General features: G+C 59.1%; 15 protein-coding genes and 3 pseudogenes. 8 read left to right on the top strand and 10 right to left on the bottom strand.

Going from position 1 to position 25,280, the window contains the following annotated elements; translation table 11 throughout:
* Window positions 1-506 precede the first annotated feature (506 nt).
* The 4 genes from LJE91_08490 (at window position 507) to LJE91_08505 (ending at window position 5,614) form a co-directional block, all read left to right on the top strand.
* Window positions 507-1,997, top strand: a complete 1,491-nt coding sequence (locus tag LJE91_08490; protein ID MCG6868750.1) for a leucyl aminopeptidase — start codon at window positions 507-509, stop codon at window positions 1,995-1,997.
* 21 nt (window positions 1,998-2,018) lie between these two features.
* Entirely contained in the window at window positions 2,019-2,444 is a 426-nt protein-coding gene (locus LJE91_08495; GenBank protein ID MCG6868751.1) for a DNA polymerase III subunit chi, read from the top strand.
* A gap of 14 nt (window positions 2,445-2,458) precedes the next feature.
* Window positions 2,459-2,737: a hypothetical protein gene (locus LJE91_08500; GenBank protein MCG6868752.1), complete on the top strand. Its 279-nt coding sequence runs from the start codon at window positions 2,459-2,461 to the stop codon at window positions 2,735-2,737.
* A 114-nt stretch (window positions 2,738-2,851) separates the two neighbouring features.
* Window positions 2,852-5,614 (top strand): valine--tRNA ligase, encoded by a 2,763-nt coding sequence (locus tag LJE91_08505; protein ID MCG6868753.1) that lies wholly within the window; start codon window positions 2,852-2,854, stop codon window positions 5,612-5,614.
* Window positions 5,615-5,716: 102 nt separating this feature from the next.
* On the opposite strand, the pseudogene LJE91_08510 reads toward LJE91_08505, so the two are convergent.
* From LJE91_08510 to LJE91_08520, 3 genes and pseudogenes are all read right to left on the bottom strand, one after another.
* Window positions 5,717-5,833: pseudogene (locus LJE91_08510) on the bottom strand (IS6 family transposase).
* 152 nt (window positions 5,834-5,985) lie between these two features.
* On the bottom strand, window positions 5,986-9,198 hold the full coding sequence (locus tag LJE91_08515; protein ID MCG6868754.1) for a PAS domain S-box protein: 3,213 nt from the start codon (window positions 9,196-9,198) through the stop codon (window positions 5,986-5,988).
* 729 nt (window positions 9,199-9,927) lie between these two features.
* Complete coding sequence (locus LJE91_08520) at window positions 9,928-10,899, bottom strand: universal stress protein (protein ID MCG6868755.1); 972 nt, start codon at window positions 10,897-10,899, stop codon at window positions 9,928-9,930.
* Between the two features lie 1,066 nt (window positions 10,900-11,965).
* On the opposite strand from LJE91_08520, the gene LJE91_08525 reads away from it, so the two are divergent.
* Both LJE91_08525 and LJE91_08530 read left to right on the top strand, forming a co-directional pair.
* Entirely contained in the window at window positions 11,966-12,337 is a 372-nt protein-coding gene (locus LJE91_08525) for a transposase (GenBank protein ID MCG6868756.1), read from the top strand.
* A gap of 123 nt (window positions 12,338-12,460) precedes the next feature.
* Entirely contained in the window at window positions 12,461-13,183 is a 723-nt protein-coding gene (locus tag LJE91_08530; protein MCG6868757.1) for a response regulator, read from the top strand.
* Between the two features lie 48 nt (window positions 13,184-13,231).
* On the opposite strand, the pseudogene LJE91_08535 reads toward LJE91_08530, so the two are convergent.
* The 3 genes and pseudogenes from LJE91_08535 to LJE91_08545 form a co-directional block, all read right to left on the bottom strand.
* A pseudogene (locus LJE91_08535) lies at window positions 13,232-13,552 on the bottom strand (IS4 family transposase).
* A 30-nt stretch (window positions 13,553-13,582) separates the two neighbouring features.
* Window positions 13,583-13,759, bottom strand: a complete 177-nt coding sequence (locus LJE91_08540) for a hypothetical protein (protein ID MCG6868758.1) — start codon at window positions 13,757-13,759, stop codon at window positions 13,583-13,585.
* Between the two features lie 90 nt (window positions 13,760-13,849).
* Window positions 13,850-14,062 (bottom strand): hypothetical protein, encoded by a 213-nt coding sequence (locus tag LJE91_08545; protein MCG6868759.1) that lies wholly within the window; start codon window positions 14,060-14,062, stop codon window positions 13,850-13,852.
* A 410-nt stretch (window positions 14,063-14,472) separates the two neighbouring features.
* On the opposite strand from LJE91_08545, the gene glgB reads away from it, so the two are divergent.
* Window positions 14,473-16,656: a 1,4-alpha-glucan branching protein GlgB gene (gene glgB, locus LJE91_08550; GenBank protein MCG6868760.1), complete on the top strand. Its 2,184-nt coding sequence runs from the start codon at window positions 14,473-14,475 to the stop codon at window positions 16,654-16,656.
* On the top strand, window positions 16,653-18,797 hold the full coding sequence (glgX, locus tag LJE91_08555; GenBank protein ID MCG6868761.1) for a glycogen debranching protein GlgX: 2,145 nt from the start codon (window positions 16,653-16,655) through the stop codon (window positions 18,795-18,797). Before glgB ends, glgX begins: the two co-directional genes overlap by 4 nt.
* A gap of 575 nt (window positions 18,798-19,372) precedes the next feature.
* Here the strand turns inward: glgX and LJE91_08560 are convergent.
* From LJE91_08560 to LJE91_08575, 4 genes and pseudogenes are all read right to left on the bottom strand, one after another.
* The gene (locus LJE91_08560; protein MCG6868762.1) at window positions 19,373-22,084 is read right to left on the bottom strand and encodes a hsp70 family protein; all 2,712 of its coding nucleotides are present in this window, start codon (window positions 22,082-22,084) and stop codon (window positions 19,373-19,375) included.
* Window positions 22,085-22,149: 65 nt separating this feature from the next.
* Entirely contained in the window at window positions 22,150-23,985 is a 1,836-nt protein-coding gene (locus LJE91_08565) for an Hsp70 family protein (protein MCG6868763.1), read from the bottom strand.
* Window positions 23,982-24,539 (bottom strand): DUF2760 domain-containing protein, encoded by a 558-nt coding sequence (locus tag LJE91_08570; protein MCG6868764.1) that lies wholly within the window; start codon window positions 24,537-24,539, stop codon window positions 23,982-23,984. Before LJE91_08570 ends, LJE91_08565 begins: the two co-directional genes overlap by 4 nt.
* Before the next feature lie 537 nt (window positions 24,540-25,076).
* Window positions 25,077-25,175 (bottom strand): annotated as a pseudogene (locus LJE91_08575) (NmrA family NAD(P)-binding protein).
* Window positions 25,176-25,280 lie beyond the last annotated feature (105 nt).

A 25,280-nucleotide genomic window follows, 5' to 3' on the forward strand; every position in this document is an offset into this window, starting at 1 on the left:
GCACACCCACTATCACCCACCCAGAAGGCGTTCCTAAGAGCCTTACACGTGCCCGATAGCTGTTTTACCCACGTTCCTCGTGCCGGCTAGCGGGGGCGGAATAATTCGAAATATTCGTGCCGGATGGGTGCGGAATATAAGCCGGATCCCCGTCGGCGTTCTCCCAGGGGATGTCCTGGTGCTGCCAGGCGATCAGTACGATGCCGTGACACGCCAACGCGGCGGAGACCATCGATGCGTAGTCATCCTTGGCGAACTGCCGGTCGATCGGCAGATCGAGCCTCGCCGCGACCGCACGGATCGTCTGCCAGTCACCCCTTTTCCACTGGCTCCGACCCGTACCACAGGTATCCGGGCAGTACCTGGCAATCCTTTCCGCGCGGTCTATACCGACAGCGGAGAACGGTTCGGCAGGTGCAACTTGATTGTTGGGGCATTGGAGACAACAATCCCATAACGGTACAGAGCGAGCCGATCGACCGAAACCGACAGACGGGGACGAATGGATGGATTTTGAACTGACGCGGGGCAAACCGGCGACACAGGACACCGGGTGCGTGGTGGTCGGTGTATCGGATGGGGCCGTGCTGTCCGGGGCGGCGCAGGACCTGGACAAGGCCTGCGGCGGGTCTGTCGGGGCGGTGCTCGCACGGGGAGACCTCGCGACCGACCCGGGCGGGACGCTGATGCTTTACGACCTGCCCGGCGTCGCCGCCAAACGCGTCATGCTGGTCGCCTGCGGTCCAGAGGAGAAGTTCAACGAATCGGCCTGGCGCAAGGCCCTTGCGGGCAGCGCAAAGGCGCTGCAGGACTGCGGCGCGACCTCGGGCGTCTCGTACCTGCCCGATCTCCCCGTCGGCCAACACGACGCGACGTGGAAGATCCGCCAGGCCGTCGTGACCACCGCCGATGCGCTCTACCGCTTCGACCGGATGAAGGGCACACCCGAGCCCCCGGACAACCCGCTGGAATCGATGACCTTCGCAGTGACCGCGACGCGCGTCCCCGCATCCGCCGAACGGGGGCTTCGCGAGGGCCGGGCCATTGCCGCCGGGATGGATCTGGCCAAGGACCTGGGCAACCTGCCGGGCAACGTATGTACGCCGGAATACCTTGCCGATCAGGCGCGGGAAATCCAGAAGGGCAAGGGAAAGCTGAAGGCGACGATCCTGGACGAACCCGAGATGGAGAAGCTCGGCATGGGCGCACTGCTCTCGGTCTCGCGCGGCAGCGAACTGCCGGCCCGCCTGATCGCCCTCGAGTATCGGGGCGGCGCGAATAAGGATGCGCCGGTGGTTCTCGTCGGCAAGGGTATCACCTTCGATACCGGCGGCATCTCGCTCAAACCCGGCGAGGCCATGGACGAGATGAAATACGACATGTGCGGCGCGGCCAGCGTACTCGGCGTGCTGAAGGGCTGCGAACAGCTCGAGCTACCGCTGAACGTCGTCGGTATCGTCGCCTCGGCCGAGAACATGCCCGGTGGAAATGCCAGCAAACCGGGCGATATCGTCACCACGATGTCGGGGCTGACCGTCGAGATTCTGAATACGGACGCCGAGGGGCGACTCGTACTCTGCGACGCACTCACGTTCGCCGGCCGCTACAAGCCCGCTGTGATGATCGACATCGCGACGCTTACCGGGGCCTGTATTATCGCCCTCGGGCATCATCCCAGCGGACTGCTGGGCAATGACGACACACTGGCCGCGAGCCTGATCGACGCCGGTGAACGCAGCGGCGATCGCGTCTGGCGCCTGCCGCTCTGGGAGGAATACCAGGAGCAGTTGAAAAGCAATTTCGCCGACATGGCGAACATCGGCGGCCGCCCGGCCGGGACCGTGACAGCGGCCTCGTTCCTGTCGCGCTTCACCGGGGACTACACCTGGGCCCACCTCGACATCGCGGGGACGGCGTGGCGCAGCGGCAAGGAAAAGGGCGCGACGGGCCGACCCGTACCACTGCTGATGCAGTACCTGATCGACCGGGCGGGCTGACGGGTCCCGACCCGTAACCGCATGACGAGAATCGACTTCTACATCCTGAGCGACGCCGACCCGATGGCACGCTACCGTGTGGCCTGCCGCATCGCGGAAAAGGCCTGGGGCACGGGGCACCGGGTCCACATCCACACGGACTCGCCACAGGAGAGCCGCAAGATGGATCAACTGCTCTGGACCTTCCGCGACCGCAGTTTCGTCCCTCACGCGGTGGAACCGGAGCATGCTGGCGAGTTCCCGGTCACGATCGGACATTCGCCGGCGCCGGATACCCGCCAGGTGCTGATCAACCTGGCCGCCGAGGTCCCGGTGTTCTTCGATCATTTCGAACGCGTGGCCGAGATCGTGGCCCGCAACCGCGAATCATCCGACAAGGATCGCGAGCGGTATCGCTTCTACCGCGACAGGGACTGCAAGCTCAACCACCATCACCTGGATTCCTGAAACGGAACGACACCATGCCCGACGAGCCCAAGACCAATCCTATCCCCACCCTCGGCGAGGTGTTCGAGCCGGGACGCGTCCGTGCGAGCGCACCGGCCGCGGGTGCGACGTCCGACGAAGCGAGGGGACCGAAGCGCGCGGACGAAACCCCGCCGCGCGCGCCCCGTTCGGCGTTCGAGGTCCGGCTCGAGGCCATGATCGGCGAGATCCTCAAACGGCACATGGAGGCGGCGCGCGAGGAGATCACGCGGACCGTGCACGAAGCGGTCCGGGGACGCCGGTCACCGGGGTAGGCCGCCGAGCGGAACACGCTTCCCGCCCGCATCGACAGGCCCTTCCAGGGCCGGTGTTATCATGCCCGGTCCCGTTCATCCGTATTGCCATCTTCCTAAGGACATCGCCGCGACATGGAGAAGACGTACAACCCGCACGCTATCGAGCAACACTGGTACCGGACCTGGGAGGCCGAGGGCGATTTCTCCCCGACGGGACACGGGGATCCGTATTGCATCATGATCCCGCCGCCCAACGTGACGGGCACCCTGCACATGGGACACGCGTTCCAGGACACCCTGATGGACGCGCTGATTCGCTACCACCGGATGAAGGGCGACAACACCCTGTGGCAACCCGGCACCGACCATGCGGGCATCGCGACGCAGATGGTCGTCGAGCGCCAGCTCAATGCCGAGGGCAAGACGCGCCACGACCTCGGGCGGGAAGATTTCGTCGACAGGGTCTGGGACTGGAAGGACCACTCGGGCAACACCATCACCCGACAGCTCCGCCGCATGGGCGCCTCGGTGGACTGGTCGCGCGAGCGGTTCACCATGGACGAGGGCCTGTCGCGCGCCGTGGTCGAGGTGTTCGTGCGCCTCTACGACGAGGGGCTGATCTACCGCGGCAAGCGCCTGGTCAACTGGGACCCGGTGCTGCACACGGCCCTGTCGGATCTCGAGGTCATCAACCACGAGGAGCGGGGGCATCTCTGGCACATGCGTTACCCCCTGGCCGACGGTTCCGGGCACGTCGTGGTGGCCACCACGCGTCCCGAGACCATGCTCGGGGACACGTCGGTGGCGGTCTACCCCGGGGACGAGCGCTACCGCGCCCTGGTCGGCAAATCGATCCGCCTGCCGCTGACCGATCGCGAGATCCCGGTCATCGCCGACGACTACGTCGATCCGGCGTTCGGCTCCGGCTGCGTCAAGATCACCCCCGCGCACGACTTCAACGATTACGAGATGGGCCGCCGGCACGGGCTGCCGCTGATCAATATCCTCACCGACGACGCGCGCATCAACGAGAATGCCCCCGCAGCCTACCAGGGGCTGGACCGCTACGCCGCGCGAGAGCGGATCGTCGCAGACCTCGAGGCGCTCGATCTGATGGAGAAGATCGAGGACTACACGCTGATGGCGCCGCGCGGCGACCGCAGCCACGCCGTGGTCGAGCCCTACCTCACCGATCAATGGTACGTGAAGATCGGACCGCTGGCCGGTCCCGCCATCGAAGCCGTGGAAACCGGGCGCATCCGCTTCGTGCCCGAAAACTGGAGCAAGACCTACTACGAGTGGATGCGCAACATCCAGGACTGGTGCATCAGCCGCCAGCTCTGGTGGGGGCACCGCATCCCGGCCTGGTACGACGAAGCCGGGAATATCTACGTCGCCCGTTCCGAGGCCGAGGCCCGGGAGAAGCACGGACTCGGTGACGAGGTGCGTCTCGCACGCGACGAGGACGTCCTGGACACCTGGTTCTCCTCGGCGCTGTGGCCGTTCTCCACCCTCGGCTGGCCGGACGAGACCCCGGAGCTTAGGACCTTCTACCCGACCTCCGTGCTGGTCACCGGCTTCGACATCATCTTCTTCTGGGTCGCCCGGATGATCATGATGGGCCTGAAGTTCATGGGGGACGTACCGTTCGCGGAGGTCTACATCCATGGACTGGTGCGCGACGCCGAGGGACAGAAGATGTCCAAGTCCAAGGGCAACGTGCTCGACCCGATCGACCTCATCGACGGCATCGGCCTGGAGGCCCTGATCGAGAAACGCACCTCGGGCCTGATGCAGCCGCAGATGGCGGAGAAGATCGCCAGACTCACCCGCAAACACTACCCGCAAGGCATCCCCGCTTTCGGCACCGACGCGCTGCGATTCACCTTCGCCGCACTGGCCTCGACCGGCCGCGACATCAAGTTCGACCTCAACCGCATCGAGGGCTACCGCAACTTCTGCAACAAGCTCTGGAACGCCGCGCGCTACGTGCTGATGAACACCCGAGGCGAGGACACCGGTACCGGCGGAGAACCCGTGGAACTCTCCCTGCCCGACCGCTGGATCCTGTCGCGCCTGCAGGCGGTGGCCGGCGAGGTCTCGGGGCACATCGACAGCTACCGGTTCGACCTCGCGGCGCAGGCCCTTTACGACTTCACCTGGCGCGACTACTGCGACTGGTACCTGGAGTTCTCGAAACCCGTCCTGACCTCGGACGGATCGTCCGAGGAAGCCCTGCGCGGCACGCGGCGTACCCTGGTCCGGGTCCTGGAATCGATCCTGTGCCTGCTGCACCCCGTCATGCCCTTCATTACCGAGGAGATCTGGCAGCAGGTCGGCACGCTGGCCGGCGCCGAGGGGCGGACCATACAGCGTCGCACCTGGCCACGGGCGAAGGAACCGGCAGCCGACAAAACGGCCGAGGCGGAGCTGGAATGGGTCAAAGCCTTCATCATGGGCGTGCGCCGGATCCGCTCGGAGATGGACATCCCGCCCGGCAGACGCCTGCCGGTCCTGCTGCAGAACTGGAGCGGGGCGGACCGCGCCCGATTCGACCGCAACGAGCACTTCATCGGCTTCCTGGCGAAGACCGAAAGTGTCGAATGGCTACCCGGAGACGATGCGCCGGAATCGGCTACCTCGCTGGTCGGGGAGATGAAGATCCTCATTCCGCTGGCCGGACTGATCGACAAACAGGCCGAGCTGGCGCGGCTGGAAAAGGAAACCGGCAAGCTGCGTTCGAATCTCGAGAAGAGCGAGGCCAAACTGCGCAACGCCGGCTTCGTGGAGTGCGCACCCGCGGCCGTCGTGGAAAAGGAGCGCGCGCGCGTCGCGCAGATGCAATCCGCCCTGGCGCAGCTCGAGGCACAGGCCGACAGGATACGCAAGCTGTAGTAGTCCTGGGTATCCAACGATCCCGGCGCATCGTTCCGGTGCATCGCAAAGGATCGGGTGCTTGTTGCACTACTGCCGGATCGCATCTTGAGAGAGATCCGCCAGCAGATCCTCAACGTCGCGAAAGCTCAGGCGGAATCGAAAGTAGAACGAAACGTCGTAGCTGATGATCTCTCGCGGGAAACGGTAACCCCGATAGCTTGGGATATCTGTGTTCATGCCCCAAGACTGCCCGATCTCCGGTCAAGTTGACAATACCCTCGCGAAGTCATCGATGCGCTTGGAAATACAATACTGCGACCCTGACCGAGCATGAGCGTCAGTGGACCTTGCGGCCGTAATCCTCTCCATGTCAGCCTGTGGCGGGAATCCTATTCATCCAAGAGGACTCGAATAGTCTGAGCAAGGGTCTTATCGTCATAAGGTTTACGCAACAGAGGAAAATTCCCATTTTGGTCCCGCTGTTCTTCTCCGTTGACCTGATGGTTGGCGGCTGTGGTGAGTAAAATTCTTACCGCGGGCCTATTGCTCATGGTCCAATTCGCCAATTCAATTCCGCTTATCCCATCTGGCATGATAATATCGCTAAAAAGGAGATTTACGGGAGTTCCAGCCGCGAGAAACGCTTTAGCTGCCGTAGCATTTTCGGCTTCCACTATCTGGTAACCCAGCTCCTGCATCCTGCGTTTAACGAGCTTTCGCACCCGTGGCTCATCCTCGACAAGCAGGATCGTCTCGGAGCCTCCCGGCAAACCCGTCACACCCTCCTCCATGACTGCTACCTCGTTAGTGGGCCCTGTTTCCGGTAACACCACTGACACGGTTGTGCCCTTCCCGAGCGTGCTATTGATCCGCAGACCCCCACCGGACCGTTTCGTAAAACTGTAGGCCATGCTCAATCCGAGTCCAGTGCCTTTTCCGACTTGTTTGGTGGTAAAGAAAGGCTCTACGACATGGGATAAAGTTTCAGCCGACATGCCGATTCCCGAATCAGTGACGGTGATCATGACATAGCTGCCAGGTGTCAGATCCAAAAAGGTGGTATTATCGGCCTCGATGTGCTGACGCGTCACATCAACGGTGAGCGTCCCACCCTCCGGCATTGCGTCTCGGGCATTGATGGCGAGATTCAGCAGCGTGCTCTCGATCTGGGCGGTATCCACACAAACCATTGCAGCCTCTTCATGCATGTTGACACTCAGTTTGATGCGCTCTCCCAAGAGCCGGCGCAATAATCTCACATGATTGTCGACTATTTTGTTGATATTGATATTCCTCGGCTCGAGGAACTGCTTGCGCGAAAGGGCTAACAAGCGATGAGTCAAGTCTGCGCCCTCTCTGGCAGCGGATAAGGCGTCGGCTACATACTCTCTGATATCTGGATCTCCAGTCTCTCCAGTTTGCTTCGCCAGCAACCCCAGATTACCGAGTATGATTGTCAGCAGATTGTTGAAATCGTGAGCAATGCTACCGGTGAGTTGCCCCACAGCCTCCATCTTCTGGGCCTGCAGAAGCTGTGCTTCCTTTTCTTTGCGTTCGGTGATGTCCTGTCCAATGACGATCAGGCCGACAGTGTGGTCATCGCCATCCTTGAGAGTCCTGTCCCACCACTCGATGTCGCGCTCATGTCCATCGCGGGTGACGATGCGGTTGATATTGCCTTTTGTCGGGGCGTTGGACATCGCCTTGGAAAAGACTTCCTTAATCCTCAATCGATCGCGCCTCGGCAAAAACGTGGCAAACCAATCCTTACCGCGCACCTCCTCCAGGCGGTAACCCGACAACCGCTCCATAAAATTATTGAAGCGGACGATCCGTCCCTCGGGGTCAAGCACCAAGATGATAACCTGCGCCGTCTCAATCAGGCTTTCGGCGAAATCCCGCTCGCGAAGAAGCACCTTTTCCGACCGTTTGCGGTCAGTGATGTCGCGGATGATCCCGGTAAAGTATTGCGCACCCTGCATCTTCCACGTCGAAAGGGATAGCTCTATCGGAAAGCAGGTGCCATTTTTAGGCAGACCTTCCATTTCGAGTGTATTCTCAGTAACATAAGGCTTTTCTCCGCAAAGAATTCGGGCCAGTCCGGCCCGATGAGCCGCCCGATATCTCGGTGGCATCAATTTGGTTAGGGGCTGTCCCAGCATCTCTGAGTCAGAATAGCCGAACATCTTGGTGGCTGCTCTATTCCATGATATTACTTCTCCCCTGGTATCGATGGAGGTGATGGCATCGCTAGCCGCCTGGGTAATGTTGCGAAACCGCTCTTCACTTTCTTGAACGATCTTCACTGCCTGTCTTTGCTCAGTAACATCCTGGACCAGCAGGACATCGTCAACTTCGAACAACGTCAGCCTGCTCACCCGAAGAATGTGGTGTCGGTGTTTCCGATCCTGCAACTTTACCTCACCACGTGAACCAATCCTTCTCACGGAATCCCATTTCTCACCGTATTCCTTTTCGAATTCAGATGCCCGTTGGTTGAGTGCCTGCTCTTTGCCCTCGCCATAAAAAAGCAGAACTCCAACCTCCAGCTCTCGGGTCACCGCGTCGAGCGCGCGAAGTTGCTTGGCTTTGTGTCTCATTTCAGATCGCAGGTGCATGGACTTCCGTGCAGCCAAGATCTCCTCGGTCAGCAAACTAATGCGTTTTTCTAAATGAATAAGTTGATCGCCACCTTTAGGTAGAGCTTGCTTAGATCCCAATGCGTTTTGGGAGAATGCGTCGACAATACGTATCAGGCCATCGATTCGTCGTGACAAGTAAATGACAATTATAGTAAAGACGACCACGAAAACAGCGGCTGCGATAATATGCTCCTTGCGTGCCAAGGCGAGCACGCTCTCATTGATTTCCACCAGTCGCGTCTTTGGCATTAAGGTGGTGAGTTGCAAACGCAAGTCGGAGGCGCCGTAATCGAAAAACTCCTCGCCGGTAGTCAGGTAATCGTCGAGCAGACTGTTGAGCAAAAGGCCGGCAGATACCTGTGTTGGAGCACTGCTTGCCACGACAGTTTTATTTGTCCCTTCAAGTAAAGCCAAAATTGCGCCATTTTGAATCGTAGCGTAATTTAATTTTGTTAGAAATTGATTATCGAGCAGCGTGATCAGCGTAAGCATTCCCTGGATCTCACCCTGTGCGTCAGAAATTGTTGCAGACGCAAGCAGGTAGGGCTTTCCATTCAGCAAGGTTAAGTAGCCTTGATTCTGGCTTCGCACTACTAACAAGCGATCAATAAAGAATCCCGCTGGCAGTGTTTGGTCACGGAGGAGGTAGACCTCTTGTAGGCGTCCCTGACTATCACTCAACATGACATATCTGGGACTGATTATTCCACGCCATGCGGAGATAGGGGGGAACCATGGAGGCCGCATCTTCGGGAAGTAACGAATTTCAGTCCTCTGTTCATTCTTGTTTATATCCTCGAGCCATAGGACGAGCCGCTGATTCATCGCTAGTAACTTGGCAGCCCTGGCTTGCTGTTTGATGTGCTGGTCAAAGAGGGTGCGGTCGTGGGCTGCTTCTTCGTAGAGACGCGCCGTCAACTGCTTTGTGAGCATGCGCTGCAACGCCTGGATCGTGACCAAATCCAATACCATCCATACTAGCAGGCTGCATAGCAGTCCCACAGAGACTACCTTCAGCGGCAGCGAGATTCGCTGCCTAAGGGCTCTCACAAACGAGAAGAACATGGCAACAAGGGCGGTGACAGGCTGTGAGTCTTGTTTTCAATCGGGTTCACCTATCACTTCGTCCTCCTTAAACCTCCAGCCATGGCGTCTGAGCTGAGAGGCCGGAACCATAGCAAATATCGTGTCCAAATGATCCATTCGCTCGTATAGAAAGCGTACGAGGTCTTGTGCCAAGGGCTTAGCCGCGGCCCCTTCCCAGGTAGTGATGTTGTAGAGTCGATAAAGGGGATACCGACCGCAGATATTCCACAGGCTCCCTCTCTAACTGCAATTCTAATTTGGCGCTTTGCGGCAAATTGCTGAATGAGCGGCAATAGCGCGGGGTAGAGCTGTTGATCCAACGTGATGGTAAGGTCAGCCTCGGGTGCCCCAGGTTCCGGTCGGACAGTCTGTGCGATCCAATCAGGAGGGACTTCGCGCCAAGTTAGTGTGGGGTCTGTAGAGGCAAGACCTCCAAGACCCATTGCGGATATCGGTCCTGTTTGTATTAAAAAGCGAGCAGCAACAAGACTGGCACAAGCCTCATGCCTCCCTTAGCCAACATTTTCCTTCAGTGGCCATCCGGACTCGTCACTGCCGAGCGGCTCCCCTAGCCGATAGTGGGAACCGCTCGTATGCTCAGAATTAAGCTGCCTTTAACGATGGCATGTTCAAAGCTCCGCCGTCGGACAATAGCGGCGAGACAAAGTCATCGGGTTTAATCGTCAGCATGCTGCAGCCCACCTGGTCCATAATCCTCTCCGCCGAATTTCCCTTCAGCAATCCCTGCAGACCGGCTCGCGATTTAGTCCCCATTACAATAAGGTCCATAGGTTCCTGCTGCACGAGCTGCGGGACGACTACGCCGACCGAACCAATCTGTATGTGTATGCGATCCTCTGTGAGAAAGGAACCACTCTCGCCAAGAAGTCGGTTACAGGTCTGGCTGATTTCACTGCGCAACTCATTCAACAATTCTCCTACGTCTACAGTAGACCGTCGTGCCCCTACAACCTTGATCTCAGGTTCTGACAGGGCATGAACGACATGGAGTTTGCTCTTATCCGCTTCCGCAATCCAGCTGGCGGTTCTCAGAATCTTTTCGTTGAAGCTGTCAGCGCGCACCACGCCATTCTCACCACTCAAGGCCACTAGTATCCGCCGCGTTGGCAGCCTGTGCGAATTGCGTGTTACCCAGATCAATGAAGGACAGTTGCGGCACAGCTCTCTTACGCAAGCACAACCTCTCGCCCTTTTGAGCAGTGTCCCGTCAGGGCGAGCCATGGTCACGACCAGCTTGTAATTATTCTCCTCTACCTCTCGAGTAACCTCGCGTAATTCAAGGCCCCAGCGTAGCTTCTTGGTGACATTTTGGACGCCCGCCCTCTTTATACGTGCCACAATGCTGTCCATAAATTCCTGACGCTGATTGACGATTTCCTCATAAAGCCTGAGCGGATAACGCACATTCCACCATTCGTGCAGGTCTTGTGGATAGTCCTCGATCACATGTAGTACCTCAATTGCAGATTGAGTCTTGCTCGCGACGTCCGCAGTATGCTCTACTGCGTCTAAATCAATAAAGTCTGGATGGACATCTAACAAGATCTTGTTCATGAGGCACACCTCACTTTTCTGTTTGCCTAACCTAATTTCCAAATCCTTCGGTATGGATACTAGCATCGAGAGATAAGCCGTGTGTTTAGCTTGAATACATTTCTTGTAACGTTTTGTAAAGTTCCGCACAGTGACAGTTTCTTAGACCATAAACCCGTTCGATTTAATATCGATCAACAGATCGCCGCGGAGATACGGGCGGGTGATTGCCCCCAGGTGTGGGGGCCCGCTGCATGTTGCCAACTACCCCGCAAACCTCGCGGCCTTCGGGAACTGTTGGATGAGTTCAGCCAGATCCGCCTGAGCCTGTGCTGTGCTCGGGAGGGCTGCCGACGCCGCGGCGTCGCCAGCAACTGATCGACCAACTCGACCTCTGGCCCCAGACCATCGCCCGGTGGCGGCGATGGTGGCGCGGTGAACGTGGCCGGTTTATTCCGCCGATCGAGGACAGTCGGCTACCCGGTACGCTGCTGGACCGTTTGATCGGGACGGATCTGCGTGACCGACTCTGCCTTTTGCTACGCCTTGTGAGTCCGATCACCACGGCCTCCTGGTCGGGTTCGTTGAGGTTAGAGATGAATCCGCAGATGATGTGATCGCCTGACCCGAACCGCCCTGCGTAGACTGCCGACAGGGCCATTACCGCAGAGCAGGCGTATGGCGGGCAGAAGACGATCCCGATCGCTGGGCCCGGTGGGTCTCGCAGGTCGGTAGCAGTATCGTCGGGCCACCCTGATCACTGAAAGACAATCTCGCGCAGAGTAATGACAAGAAAACATACGGAAGGCTTATAAGACCCATAAAAGCAATTTTTGCGAGAGCTACCGTAATACTGACCTACCCTTTCCCCCCTTGAGTTCGATTGCTCACCCAAGTCGGCACCCCCGGGCAATAAACCGTCTGCGGCGACCTGGGGTAAGTACCAGCACGTACGTAGTGGCAGCAATTGTCTCGATAACACTAACCTGATAAATACGCTTCTGGGCTCGCGGAACTCTTAACCAGATTGTTGCATAAATCCGAGGATCGTCCTTCAAGCGCCGAGGGTCTTGAGGATTCCGAGGGAATGCAACAATCGGGTTATGTCTGCTCGGACATGTGGAAAGTCATCGCCAGGAAGGCAGGTCAAGCGGAGCACGTGCTGGACCGCTTTCACATCATGGCGCACTTCAGCAAGGCGCTCGACGAGGTGCGAGCCTACCTGCTGAAGGAGGAGTTTCAGTTTTTCTGGAGCTATACTTCTCCCTGGTGGGCAGGCCGGTTCCTGGACAAATGGTGTACCAAGACGATGCGATCGAAGATGGAACCGATGAAGAAAGTCGCCCGAATGCTGCGCGGCCATCGGACGCTATTGCTCGACTGGTTCCATGCCAAAGGGCAGCTCTCCAGCGGCGTCGTGGAGGGCTTCGACACCAGAGTAAAACTGACGTCGAGATAATCAGTCGAGATAATCATTCGTATTCCGGACCTATCATGGCGCCGAAATCGCTTTGTATCATGCACTTGGCGCGCTACCGGAACCCGAACTCACCCATAGATTCTGCTGAAGAGCCACAAAAAGATGGATACTCCGGCAAAAAAAATTTTTGTGGTCGATGACGATCCTAGGATTTGTCGGCTTGTGGGTAGTTACCTTGGCAGTGCAGGGTATAGTGTGCGTGCGGCCACGAATAACGCAGAGTTGCAACGACTTATGGCTGTGGAGTGTCCGGACTTGGTGTTCCTCGATATCATGTTGCCCGGAAAAGACGGTCTCTCAATAACCAGATCATTGCGTGCAGAGTCCAACGTACCCATCATTATGCTCACTGCAAAGACAGACTTAATCGACAAAGTGGTCGGTTTGGAGCTTGGTGCTGACGACTATATAACGAAACCGTTCGAGGAAAGAGAACTACTGGCACGCGTAAACTGTATATTGCGGCGTATTTCACAGAAACAGGCTCACGTGCCCAATCACGAATACACCGTGGCCCACTTCGCCGAATGGCAACTCGATCTAATAGGACATGAACTAACGTCGCCGAACGCGACTAAGGTATATCTGACTACCCACGAGTGGGATCTTCTCTATGTTCTTGTCACTCATTCCGGCCGTGCTCTGACACGGGATGAAATCGTCGGTCTAATATCGGGACGAGAATGGCGTCCAGAAGACCGTAGTATCGACGTCCTAGTGGGAAAACTAAGAGCCAAAATTGAGGGCGATTTAAAACATCCGAAATTCATCAAGACGATTCGAGGGGTAGGCTACAAATTTACTTGTACAGTGGATTTCGCATGAAAGATCAATGGGGTCAAACTCCAATACTGCTACCTTAAGAAAAAACCTCTACGGATTAACAAGTTGACATGCCTCATGGCGGGGCAGCGTCAACAGAGGGTAAGGCTTGGGTCGGCGTTTGATTGCACGAGGTTGGTTTTTGCGTTGTTGCTGGGCTATGGGTGTTGAGGCCATCGCTTTCAGTAACGCTTGAAAGAATGACTTCAGCGCCTTGGCGCAAACGTATATCAGTTGCGTGGAGGCCTGGATAAGCAGCTGTACGGCCGATTTAAGGCTGAGCAGGCGCGGTATTTTTCCGAATTGTTTTGCCGCTCGTGCCATACTGGCTCGAACCGGATTGTACGCCAGGAAATGAATAGCGATTTCCTTGAAACAGTACATGGATGCCTTTGTGAATCATCAGCGCGATGATGGCTGGATGTTGAGAAAGCTCGCCTCGCCGTTGTCCGCGCCAGAGTCGAAGCTGAACTTGAACGGCAGGCCGACGAGCGAGCTGATGGGGTTCTGGACCGCGGAGCGCAGGTCGCCACCGCCCTTGTCGTCCTGTGCCTGGGCCATTGTGCCGCCGAGCGTCACGATTGACGCCAGCAACGCGATTACAGCCCTTACTATTGCGGTGTTTCGTTTCCAAACTGACAACCTATTGGTTTCGTCGACGTATGTTCGTCAGCGGCGATTTCTCAGGCGCCGGCGCTCATCTTCCAGACGGCTGCGCTCGTAGTTCGGTTCCGCACGGCGGCGGTGGCCGGACCGAATCGCGCCGGCGACCGCCGCCGACAACGGCGCCAACTCCCGAGTCTCGAGAACGCCGGCTCCATTGGCCTTGCCACCGCGCATGCCTCCTTCGAAGCGCGCTTGGCGCTGACCGGATACGGTCACCTCGAGAACCCCTTTGCCCGCAAGCCGGCCGTCCTCGCAGCCAATGATCGTCGACGAGTGCGGACAAGGGCGCGGCTGTCAGGAACAGCACACTGAGGCGTACTGCTCGCCTGCGAAAGTCAAGCGGCTCCAGCTTCTTCGCGTTCCCCTGCCCTGGCCGCCACGCCCGCATGCAGACTGAGCACTGGGCGCAGCTCACCGGACATTGGTGGTAGAGTGACCTGGCCCATGCCGGCTGGGATATCACCGCACTGTTGGTGCTCGGGACATTGCTTGAGGTGCGGTTGCCAACGGGATAGTTGAGTCGGACGGCTTGTATATCCCCCCATTTTTTTTATCTTCTATCTTTCCGAATAACGGGGAATCAATGATACTTCGCCTACGATTCAAATCGAAATTGAGGAACAATGATGGATAGCAATATTCTGGAGCAAGAACTGGAACGAATATCCCAGGCGCGTCACCATGACCCCTTCAGCGTGCTTGGCAAACACAGAGAGCAAGGCCTGGATCTGATTCGTGTCTATCTTCCGCAAGCAGATACGGTCACGATAGCAGAAGGAAACGTCCGCTTGGACCGTATTCCCAACACCGGCCTGTTCGAATGGCGCGGTACGCCGGGAACGGTACCCGATCGCTACCATCTGATCTGGATTGATTCGGCGCAGCACGAGCGCATCGCGCATGACCCCTACAGTTTTCCACAACAGCTCTCGGACTTTGATCTGCACCTATTCAGCGAAGGCCGGCATCGCCATGCCTATCGAATTCTAGGAGCCCACGTTCATGCTGTTGATGAGGTGGCGGGCATCCTGTTTGCGGTTTGGGCGCCGAATGCGGAACGTGTAAGCGTGGTGGGCGAATTCAACCAGTGGGACGGACGACGGCATCCGATGCGGGTACGTGGTGGCAGTGGTGTCTGGGAACTGTTCATCCCCGACCTGGAAGCCGGCAACCTCTACAAGTTCGAGATCCGCAACCGGGACAGCGGAGAAATCCTGTTGAAAGCAGACCCCTACGGCCAGGCCTTTGAGGTGAGACCACGCACGGCGTCGATCATTACCAATCCCACACGCTATGCGTGGGATGACAGGGTATGGATGGATCAGCGGCGGTCACTCGACTGGCAGCATACCCCCATGTCGGTCTACGAGGTGCACATGGGTTCCTGGCAGCGTGGCCCGGAAGGTGAGTTTCTTTCCTACCGGCAACTGGCGGAAAGCCTGGTTAACTATGTCAGTGAAATGGGTTTCACGCACATCGAGTTGTTACCTATTACTGAGCATCCCTACGATCCCTCCTGGGGTTACCAAGCCACCGGATACTTCGCGCCAACCAGCCGCTACGGTACAGCTGACGATTTCCGCTATTTTGTAGATACCTGCCACCAGAAAGGAATCGGAGTCCTGCTGGACTGGGTGCCAGCGCATTTTCCGAAGGACGCGCATGGTCTTGCCAGGTTCGATGGTACGCCTCTCTACGAACATGCCGATCCGCGACTCGGCGAACATCTCGACTGGTCGACTCTCATCTACAACTTCGGTCGCAACGAGGTAAAGAACTTCCTGTTGTCCAGTGCCGTGTTCTGGCTGGAGGAGATGCACATCGACGGCTTACGTGTAGATGCTGTGGCGTCCATCCTCTATCTGGACTACTCACGGGAAGAGGGCGAATGGGTACCGAACAAGTACGGAGGACGAGAGAACCTGGAAGCACTGGATTTCCTGCGAGATCTCAATGTCGCGGCTCATGAAGAACAGCCAGGTATTCTCATGGTCGCCGAGGAATCAACATCCTGGCCGCAAGTCTCCCATCCCACTTGGACAGGCGGCCTTGGCTTCGACATAAAGTGGAACATGGGCTGGATGAACGACACACTGGAATACATGAGTGAAGATCCGCTCTACCGGCGTTATCACCAGGGAAAACTGACATTCAGCATGCTGTATGCCTTTACTGAGAACTTCATGTTGCCATTTTCTCATGATGAAGTAGTGCATGGTAAACAATCAATGGTTAACAAGATGCCCGGTGACGAGTGGCAGCGTTTTGCCAATTTGCGGGCCCTGTATACGTACATGTTCTGCCACCCGGGGAAGAAACTGCTGTTTATGGGGACTGAATTCGGCCAGGGACAGGAATGGAACAGCACTCGGGTTCTCGATTGGTACGTACTGGATTATCCCTATCACCAGGGGGTACAAAGACTGGTGAAGCAACTGAATAGACTATACAGTAAGCTTCCCGCATTGCATCAATACGAGTTCGACTGGCGTGGCTTCGAATGGTTGGACTGCAATGATGCAGACAACTCCGTACTCAGTTTCGTGCGTCGCGGCGACAATCAGTTTGTGGTTGTGGTTATCAACCTGACTCCGCAGCCACATCATGGCTACCGCATCGGAGTGCCGGATGCCGGCCGATACCACGAAATTTTCAATTCTGACTCGGCATTCTACGCCGGCAGTAATATGGGCAACGGCGGTGACGCCCTGATCGCAGACGTACTGCCCTGGATGAACAGGTCTTATTCCATCAGTCTCACCCTGCCACCACTGGCGGCGATCGTGCTGCAGCCGGAACGGGATGTATGAATGGCGAGTTAACGACCGTCTGGCCAGGGCAGCCCTTTCCGCTCGGTGCCAGCTGGGATGGTGAAGGTGTAAATTTTGCGCTGTTTTCCGAACACGCTGAAAAGGTGGAGCTGTGCCTGTTTGATCAGCGCGGTCGCCGCGAGATCGCCCGCATCGCCATGCAGTGGCAAACCGACCAGGTCTGGCACTGTTATCTACCAGAAGCCAGGCCGGGGCAGCTCTATGGATACCGGGTCCATGGCCCCTATGATCCACTCAAGGGTCACCGCTTCAATTCAAACAAGCTGCTGCTCGACCCGTATGCCCGGGACATCGTTGGCCACGTTCGCTGGAATGATGCGCTGTTTGGCTACAGCATTGGCGATAAGGCAGAAGACCTGCATCCCGATCCTCGAAACAGTGCACATGGCGTTCCCAAGTCACGGGTAATTGATACTGCTTTCACGTGGGGCGACGACCAGCCTTTGCGGATACCCTGGCACGAGACCATCATCTATGAGCTGCATGTTAAGGGATTTACCATCCGGCATCCGGATGTTCTACAACGCTACCGGGGAACGTATGCCGGTCTGGCCACTGAGCCAGTGATTCGGCACCTCAAACAGCTGGGTATCACCGCCGTGGAGTTAATGCCTGTACACAGTTTTATCAGTGACCGTCACCTCGTAGAGAACGGCCTGAGTAACTACTGGGGCTACAATTCAATCGGATACTTTGCCCCACACGCGGGCTATTCCGCGAGCGGGGATGTCGATGAGTTCAAGACTCTCGTAAAGCGGCTACACTCCAATGGCATCGAGGTCATTCTGGATGTGGTCTACAACCATACAGGGGAAGGCAACCATTTGGGGCCCACGCTGTGCTTCCGCGGTATCGATAACGTTGCCTACTACCGTCTGGTCAGCGACCAGCCTCGTTATTATATGGACTACACCGGCTGTGGTAACAGCCTGAACATGATGCACCCGCGGGTGTTGCAGCTGATCATGGACAGCCTGCGTTACTGGGTGCAGGAGATGCATGTCGACGGCTTCCGATTTGATCTGGCCCCCACCCTTGCACGCGAGCAGCACGCCGTCGACAGGTTCGGCGCGTTTCTGGACATCGTTCACCAGGATCCTGTGCTTTCACGCGTGAAACTGATTGCCGAGCCCTGGGACCTGGGAGAAGGGGGTTATCAAGTCGGCAACTTTCCGATCGGATGGGCCGAGTGGAACAACCGCTATCGGGATAGTATACGCGCTTACTGGAAGGGAGAAGGCAGTCTTATCGGTGAGCTCGCCTACCGCCTTACCGGTTCCAGTGACCTGTATGCGCAGAGTGGCCGTCGCCCTTATGCGAGCATCAATTTTGTTACCTGTCATGATGGCTTCACGCTGGCCGATCTGGTTAGTTATAACAACAAGCACAATATCGCAAACCTGGAGGAAAATCGTGACGGTGAGAATTACAACCTGAACTGGAACATGGGAGAGGAAGGCCCCGTCACCGGTAACCAGAATATAAACAATACTCGCAGACAGCAGAAACGTAACTTTCTTACTACGCTGCTACTTTCCCAGGGTGTGCCCATGCTGCTGGCGGGTGATGAGATGGGGCGTACCCAGAAAGGCAACAATAATGCCTATTGTCAGGACAATGAGATCAGCTGGGTTAACTGGGAACTTGATAGCGCCGATCGCGATTTTATGGAGTTCGTGCACAGTATTATTCGTCTGAGAAAAAACCATCCTGTGTTCCGCCGGCGATATTACTTTCAGGGACGCCATATTAAGGGCGTAAACGTCAAGGACATACTGTGGTTGCGGCCAGATGGCGAGGAAATGACGGACAAGGAATGGAGTATGTACCAAGCGCGCTGCCTGGGTCTGCTTCTGCATGGCGATGCCATCGAGGAACACGATGAACGCGGAAACAGGATTTACGACAACACATACCTGTTTCTGCTTAATGCCAATGAGACACCTATTGCGTTTCGTATGCCGAAGCATGTGGGTATTGTGCGCTGGTATGTCGGAATTGACACTTGCAACGCGCACGGAAAACGCCTTGATCGCCGCACCTTCAATACCGGAGAAACCTATCCCCTGCAGGGTCGTTCCATAGCATTGCTGCAAATGATGAAGGGGTCTCGCCAGTAGCCTTTTAGAAAATTAAAAATAGCGGCTGTATGTGGGAGGCAGTCGCCTTTGACGAATAATTCGTCAGCTTCTCGTGAGTATTACAGAGTTGTGGCTGAGCGGTTTCCCAATAATGCACCAAGTCACCAACCAATCATGTCTGACCTCTGCGATTCAGGAACCAGCCCAAGCAGTATGGCATCACCTACTTCAGGCGCATAGTCGAACTATGTCACTGTTGTCGCAACACAGCGGGCGGACGAAAAGACAAGCAGGATGGTATGTCATTTGACAGAAATCGCCTAAGCGTGTCCACGATAATCGATGTGCTCATTTTCACGATATTTGTTCGAGGCAAGCAATGCAGCCTTCCACTGAGTTAACGATGTCGGCTCCGCACCAGTATCACTTTCGAGGCTCTGTCACGCGGCCTACAGGCTCCCTACTTTCCCCCTTCACCAAGCTTTGCCTGGCGCAATAACTCGTTTATACGTGTCGTTTTTTTTGTTCAAGTTATTTGATGGGGTGGGGAACGACAACCCATCAATTATTGTGATCGAAAAGCGCGTTAAACCCACTCGTTATTTTGGTCACACTCAGGATACCAACCGCAGTCCCGGTGGCAGCGACTCGCCGAACGCCTGCTGCTCGTCCGCGGCGTCGAGCTCGACCACCTCGCTCACCATGCGCACCCAGGACGGCGGTGCCCGGGCGTCCCTCAAGGCTTCGACTACCCGCTGCTGCAACTTCGAGTCCAGGTCCCGCTCCCTGTCGCCGCTCAGGCGGGCAAGCATAGTGGCGGCAAAGGCCGCATCCCGGTTCTTCTTCCAGTCGACCGTCAATGCCCTCTCCAACCAGCGCTCGGCCGTTTCTCGTGGCACGACTCCGTGTATGCTCCCATAGAGTGGAATTCGGGCGCCGAGCCGACCGAGGGTCCACCAGGTCTGTGTCGGCTCTCCCTTCCGTTTCAGCCGTCCCACCAGCCCATCTCCAACGGCAACCTTGCGTTCAACCGGCAGACGTTCCAGGGATCCGACCAGCCTCAACATGTCACCCTGGCTGAGGGAACGCGCAGCCTTGGCGGCCTTCTTCGACTTCACTCCGGCGCGGGCCAGTTCCCCTGCTACATCGTCCAGCAGACCTACCTGGGCCCCCTCTTCCAGACCCCCGGACACACGCCGCCACATGGTCCACCATTCGGTCCAGTTCTGGGCCTCGTTCGTGAACTGTACCCCCTGGCCGTGCAAAGACCAGAGTTGACGAACGCGCCAATCGTCCAAGGGACAACCGAATCCCGGGCGCAGGCAGAACCCCGTTAGGCTTAACCAGAACCGTTCATGGTGCGCCGTTCGGCGCCGCCGCCGACCCCCTTCCCAGAGCTCGCCGTAGAGCTGCCGCAGAAGACCGGTGTCCCAATCCTTCCGGCGCCCGAGGAGCCGCTCCAGGTTGTTGCGCAGGCCGCGTATCTCCTTCGGGTCCACGTTCCTGGTGCGGGTGCCGTACAGGCGATCGATCAGTGCCGCCGCCTCCTCGAAGCGGGGATGGCTGGTCTCTTCGAGCTGCGCCGCGCCCTTGCGCCGGAGCTGAAAGGACAGGTTCCAGCGGCGCCGCGGGTCGTCCACCGCCACGCAGCCCATGTCCAGGGTACCGACCTCGGTCGGGGTGAGACTCAGTTGCACCGCGACTTCACCGGTCTCTTCCCCGGCACCCAAAACGGTGGCCACTGGGGGCAAGAGGATGGCGCCCTCTGCGTCCAGGTCTATCAGGTCTCCGGGCCGATGCAGACTATCCCCCGTGGAGGAAGCCAGGTGGAAGCCCACCGGCTCGCCCAGACGCAACGAGAAGGTGCGCTCCGTCAGCCTGACCTCCTGGCCCTCTTCGCTTCCCTGGGGCAGCAGGCACACACCCTGCCGGTGCTCACCCTCCGCGCTCACGACCAGGAAGTAGGTACGCGCCGACCCCCCTGCGATGCGCAGGCTTTTTCCCCGTCGGGCCATGGCATAGGCGACCGCCCCCCGCGCTACCGCCAGCGCGGGATCGGCATTGCGCAGCCGCACAAGGGCTTCCCCTCGCCAGCTGTCGAGCACTTTCAACAGCCGATCGGTCAGGGTCTCGCTGTGAAAGATCCCGCCGTTCAACAACACCGCATCCGGAACCGGCGTATCACCCGCGCTTGGTCTTCCCTCACCAAGCGCCTCGCCGGAGACCCGGGCGTGGTGTCCGAGGAAGGCCGCCAGGTGCCGCGTTACGGCGGCGTCCGGGGCATAGGGCAGACCGAACTCAACGATCGCGGAGCGGCGCCCATGGGGGCGCTCGTCGATGGCCACCTCTGGGAAAAAGCCGTCCACGACCATGGCGCCGACCTCGTCCCGGAAAAGCTCCGCGGAACGGGCGCCACCTACAAGCCTGGCCCCGCTGCCCAGGACCGTGACGGTGGTGCGCGCGGGCGCACCCGGGGTGAGCAGTCGCTCCTTGGCGGACCGGCACTGCTGCAGTAGTTGGGACAGGGCCGCCGCGGACAGGCGGGCACCCCCGAGGCGTTGCTCGAGAAGGTGCGCGAGGGCAAGATCCATGTTGTCGCCGCCCAGCATCAGGTGATCGCCAACACCGATTCGGGTCAGCTCCGGCTCGTTCCCGGTCGCCGATACGCGGATGAGGGTTAGATCGGTCGTGCCGCCGCCCACGTCGATCACCAGCAGCAGCCGGACGCCGGAGAGTTCTTCCGCCAGCGCGTCGCTGTGCCTGTGTATCCAGTCGTAACAGGCCGCCTGGGGTTCCTCGAGGAGACGGCATTGAGCAAGTCCTGCTGTACGGGCCGCCTCCACGGTCAGGGCGCGCGCGGCCTCGTCGAAGGACGCCGGCACGGTCAACACGACGTCCTGCTTCTCCAGGCGATTGCGTGGAAAGCGGTGATTCCAGGCGTCACGCACGTACGCCAGGTAGCAGGCACTCGCGTCCACCGGAGAGACCCGGGCCACGTCCCCACCCCCCCCCCAGGGCAGGATGGCCGCCGTGCGATCCACCTCGCTGTGTGAGAGCCAGCTCTTGGCGCTCGCCACCAGGCGCCCCGGCACCCGGCTCCCGAGTTCGCGGGCCAGCTCCCCGACCACCAGCGGTTGGACACCGGCCGGGTCCGACATTGTCCAGGGCAGGGTCAGATCCCTGTCGGCGAGCTCGCCCGGGGCGGGGTGGTAGCGCAAGGAGGGTAGCAGCGGGCGAGGCGCGACCTCCCCTGGGGCAACCAGCTGCTCTATCTCGAACAGCTCGATTTCCGTCTCTACCGGAGCACGGGTATCCGCGTAGGCCACAACCGTGTGGGTGGTACCCAGGTCGATCCCGACCAGATAGCGGGGCTTGCGTGCGCGCGTGATGGCTAGGCCTCCCCTCTCACATTGAGTTCCACCTTCCAGCGCTCGTCCCCACTTCGTGAAACCGCATCCAGCCGCAGGGTTCCGACCTCCGTGACCACCGCCTGCAGGCGCACCGGCACCACCTCGCCGGGACTCCGATCCGCCGCCGGGAGGTCTGCCTCGATCTCTTCCAGCTCCTCGAGCTCACCCTGAGCCCAGTGCTCAAGTACCACGCCCACCCGGTCTTCCCGGCGCACGGAGGAGCCGAAGAACCGAAACCGCACGGGCTCGCCCACGACCAGACCGACCTCCTGAGCCGGCAGCTCCGCCTCGGTGCCCTCCTCCATGCCGAAAGGGGCGATACACATGGCCTCTATGGGTGGTTCCATGCCCGGCACGGCGGGCATGGCGCTTTCGACACCCACGTAATAGGACTTGGCGGTGCCGCCGCGAATACGAACGCCCTGCCCTCTGCGCACATAGCCGTAGTAGGCCGCGCCCCGGGCAACGGCAAGATCCAGGTCGGCACCCTCGAGCAACCGCGCCGCGGGGGCGTGCTCCGCTTCCAGCCAGTCGTTCAGCGCCTGCAGGGTCCTCTCGGCGAGGGAACCGGCCTTGAATACGCCCCCATTGAAGAGCACGGCCGTCGGGTGAAGGAAAGAGGCGCCCTCGACTGCCTCGAACCCCGGCAGATCCGCCGCTGCGCCCAGTTGCCGTGCAAGGAAAGCCGCCAGGTGCCGCGTCACCGCCGCATCCTGGGCGTAAGGCAATCCCAGCCTGGTCAATGCGGTACGGGCCCGGACAGCCGGTCGCGCCGAAGACGCCACGAGGGGAAAGAACCCTTCGATCAAGGTGGTGGCCACCTCCTCCCGCGTCAGCTCCGTGCGCAATGTGCCGCCGACGAGCCGGGAGCCCCGGCTCGGCACCATCACAGGGACAGACTCGGCGTCCGGATCCGTCAACAGGGTCTCCTTCGCCGCCCGGCAGCCGTGCGTGAGTGCCTGAAGTTGCCACGACTCGAGCTGCTTGCCCTCGGCAGCGAGCTTCACGCGAACGACGTGGGCGAGGGCCAGATCCATGTTGTCCCCACCGAGCAATATGTGATCACCCACGGCCACGCGGGTCAGCCCCAGGGACCCGTCGCTCTCGGTAACCGCAATCAGGGACAGGTCGGCGGTGCCGCCCCCCAGATCGACGACCAGGATCATGTCACCCACCTTGACCTGCTTGCGCCAGGCCCCCGCGCTCGCCAGTATCCAGCTGTAAAGCGCTGCCTGGGGCTCCTCAAGCAGGATGAGGCCGTGCAGACCGGCTGCAGCGGCTGCCTCGGCGGTGAGCTCCCTGGCAGCCGGGTCGAACGAGGCTGGGACCGTGAGAGTGACCGCCTGCTCGGCGAGTGGCGATCGGGGAAATCGGTGATTCCAGGCATCGCGCAGATGCTCCAGGTAGCGGGTCGTGACCAACAGCGGGGACAACTGCTCGATCTCGTCCGGGGCCTCCAAGGGGAGAATGGACGCCCGCCGGTCCACCGCAGGATGGCAAAGCCAGCTCTTCGCGCTAGAGACCAGGCGAATGGGGGTACGTGCGCCCAGGTTACGCGCAAGCTCACCGACCACGAACCGCGGCTCGGGATCCCAGGGCAGACTGCGATCTCCGGGAGTCAGCTCATCGGGGTGCGCCATGTACAGGAAGGAAGGCAGCGCGAGCCGCATTTCCACCGCCCCGGGGGCGGTGAGCTGAGGGATACCGAAAACGTCCTCATTTACGTCATCGCGATCGCTCGTCTCCAGATCCACATAGGAAAGTACGCAGTGGGTGGTACCAAGATCGATACCGACCGAGTAGCGCGGTTCACTCACAGCTCTACCTCGGCCGGCGCCAGCACCTGCACTGCATGGCCCTCGGCCAACTTGGGCAGGTTAACTCCAGACACGCGCCAGCCCCGGTGCGTCAGGGTCCCGGAAAATGGTGGCCTGCCGACTACATTGCCTGTCAAGCGGATCGCGGATGCGTCGAAGCCCTCCGCAAGGGTGATCCTTACACCTTCGTCTTCCTGCCGGACCGGCTCAATGCGCAGGTGCTCTGAGAGCGTCTTGCGGCAGCCTTCGTGGACGACCCTTGCCGCCCCGCCGATGTCCGCATCCGAATAAGCGCTGACGTCCTCCTGGAGAAAATCCACCAGTCGACCTTCCTGCTGGAGCAAGCCCAAAAGCTGCAGGGCGGAATCCGTGGTCGTCTCGCGCAGGAGTGGCGGATCGGAAACCGGGGTAACCGCCTCTGCCTTCGGCTCGGACGGCTCGCCCCGGAGTAAGCGGTCTACCACGGCGGCGAAATCCGGGTCGGTGACTGCACGCCAGAATGCGGCAAAGGCCAACGCCAGGCGGGGAAAAAAAGAAATCTGTCGATCGGACATATGCAGCTCCTGAAAACGGGAGGGCTGTATTCTATCGCCTGCACCAATATTCGGCTCTTTCACTGCGAATCACGCGAGTCTTGCGAACGTTGTCTCGGCGACCAAAGAGGTGTCCATCCCCGCCCAGAACTTTTACCCGACCAAATCCTCGGCCATTTCGAGCAGTTCGGGGCCCAGAGTCCCTGTGTGCGGAGCCCGTCCCGGGCACGAGTACTGCGCAAACCGAAAAGATTGCTGAAAACCTTCGTCTGCAGCCAGTGTGGTCGCCGATACGGCCCTCTTGGTTCAGGTACCGCGGGCCAGGCCCTCGAAGTGTCGCCGAAGTCTATGGGTACCCGTGCGGGGTGCCACCGCATCCCGGGTCATGGCCATCGTGAAGAACGCGAGCAGTTCACCCTGGTGCCGACTGAACACCCTTGCCGTTGCCACCACTGTCTTCATCGGCCAGACGGGGACATGGGTAATCCGAACCGGTTTCGCCAGGACCCCGAAGGCGAGTTCTGCGACCTCGCGCGAGGGCTCCAGCTTGCGCGCCGAGCGGGCCAGCGCCCGTACGAAATAGCCGCGGGCCTTGCATTCCCGCGCCACGAACCCGCCGAGATAGCCGGTGGCCCCGGCAACGAGGACACGCTTCACGGCTTCGGTCCCCTGCTACGTAGGGAGACCGTTACCATCCTCCGCTGTACTTGGGCGATTTCTGTCAAATGACATACCATCCTGTTTGTCTTTTCGTCCGTCCTC

The sequence above is a fragment of the Gammaproteobacteria bacterium genome (genome assembly GCA_022340215.1).
In the GTDB taxonomy this organism is placed as follows: domain Bacteria; phylum Pseudomonadota; class Gammaproteobacteria; order JAJDOJ01; family JAJDOJ01; genus JAJDOJ01.

What these genes read in the sequence shown, in the direction of transcription:
- LJE91_08490 (MCG6868750.1), top strand. Translation starts at nt 507, where the DNA reads ATGGATTTTGAACTGACGCGGGGCAAACCGGCGACACAGGACACCGGG.
- LJE91_08495 (MCG6868751.1), top strand. Translation starts at nt 2,019, where the DNA reads ATGACGAGAATCGACTTCTACATCCTGAGCGACGCCGACCCGATGGCA.
- LJE91_08500 (MCG6868752.1), top strand. Translation starts at nt 2,459, where the DNA reads ATGCCCGACGAGCCCAAGACCAATCCTATCCCCACCCTCGGCGAGGTG.
- LJE91_08505 (MCG6868753.1), top strand. Translation starts at nt 2,852, where the DNA reads ATGGAGAAGACGTACAACCCGCACGCTATCGAGCAACACTGGTACCGG.
- LJE91_08520 (MCG6868755.1), bottom strand. Translation starts at nt 10,899, where the DNA reads ATGAACAAGATCTTGTTAGATGTCCATCCAGACTTTATTGATTTAGAC.
- LJE91_08525 (MCG6868756.1), top strand. Translation starts at nt 11,966, where the DNA reads ATGCAACAATCGGGTTATGTCTGCTCGGACATGTGGAAAGTCATCGCC.
- LJE91_08530 (MCG6868757.1), top strand. Translation starts at nt 12,461, where the DNA reads ATGGATACTCCGGCAAAAAAAATTTTTGTGGTCGATGACGATCCTAGG.
- glgB (MCG6868760.1), top strand. Translation starts at nt 14,473, where the DNA reads ATGGATAGCAATATTCTGGAGCAAGAACTGGAACGAATATCCCAGGCG.
- glgX (MCG6868761.1), top strand. Translation starts at nt 16,653, where the DNA reads ATGAATGGCGAGTTAACGACCGTCTGGCCAGGGCAGCCCTTTCCGCTC.
- LJE91_08570 (MCG6868764.1), bottom strand. Translation starts at nt 24,539, where the DNA reads ATGTCCGATCGACAGATTTCTTTTTTTCCCCGCCTGGCGTTGGCCTTT.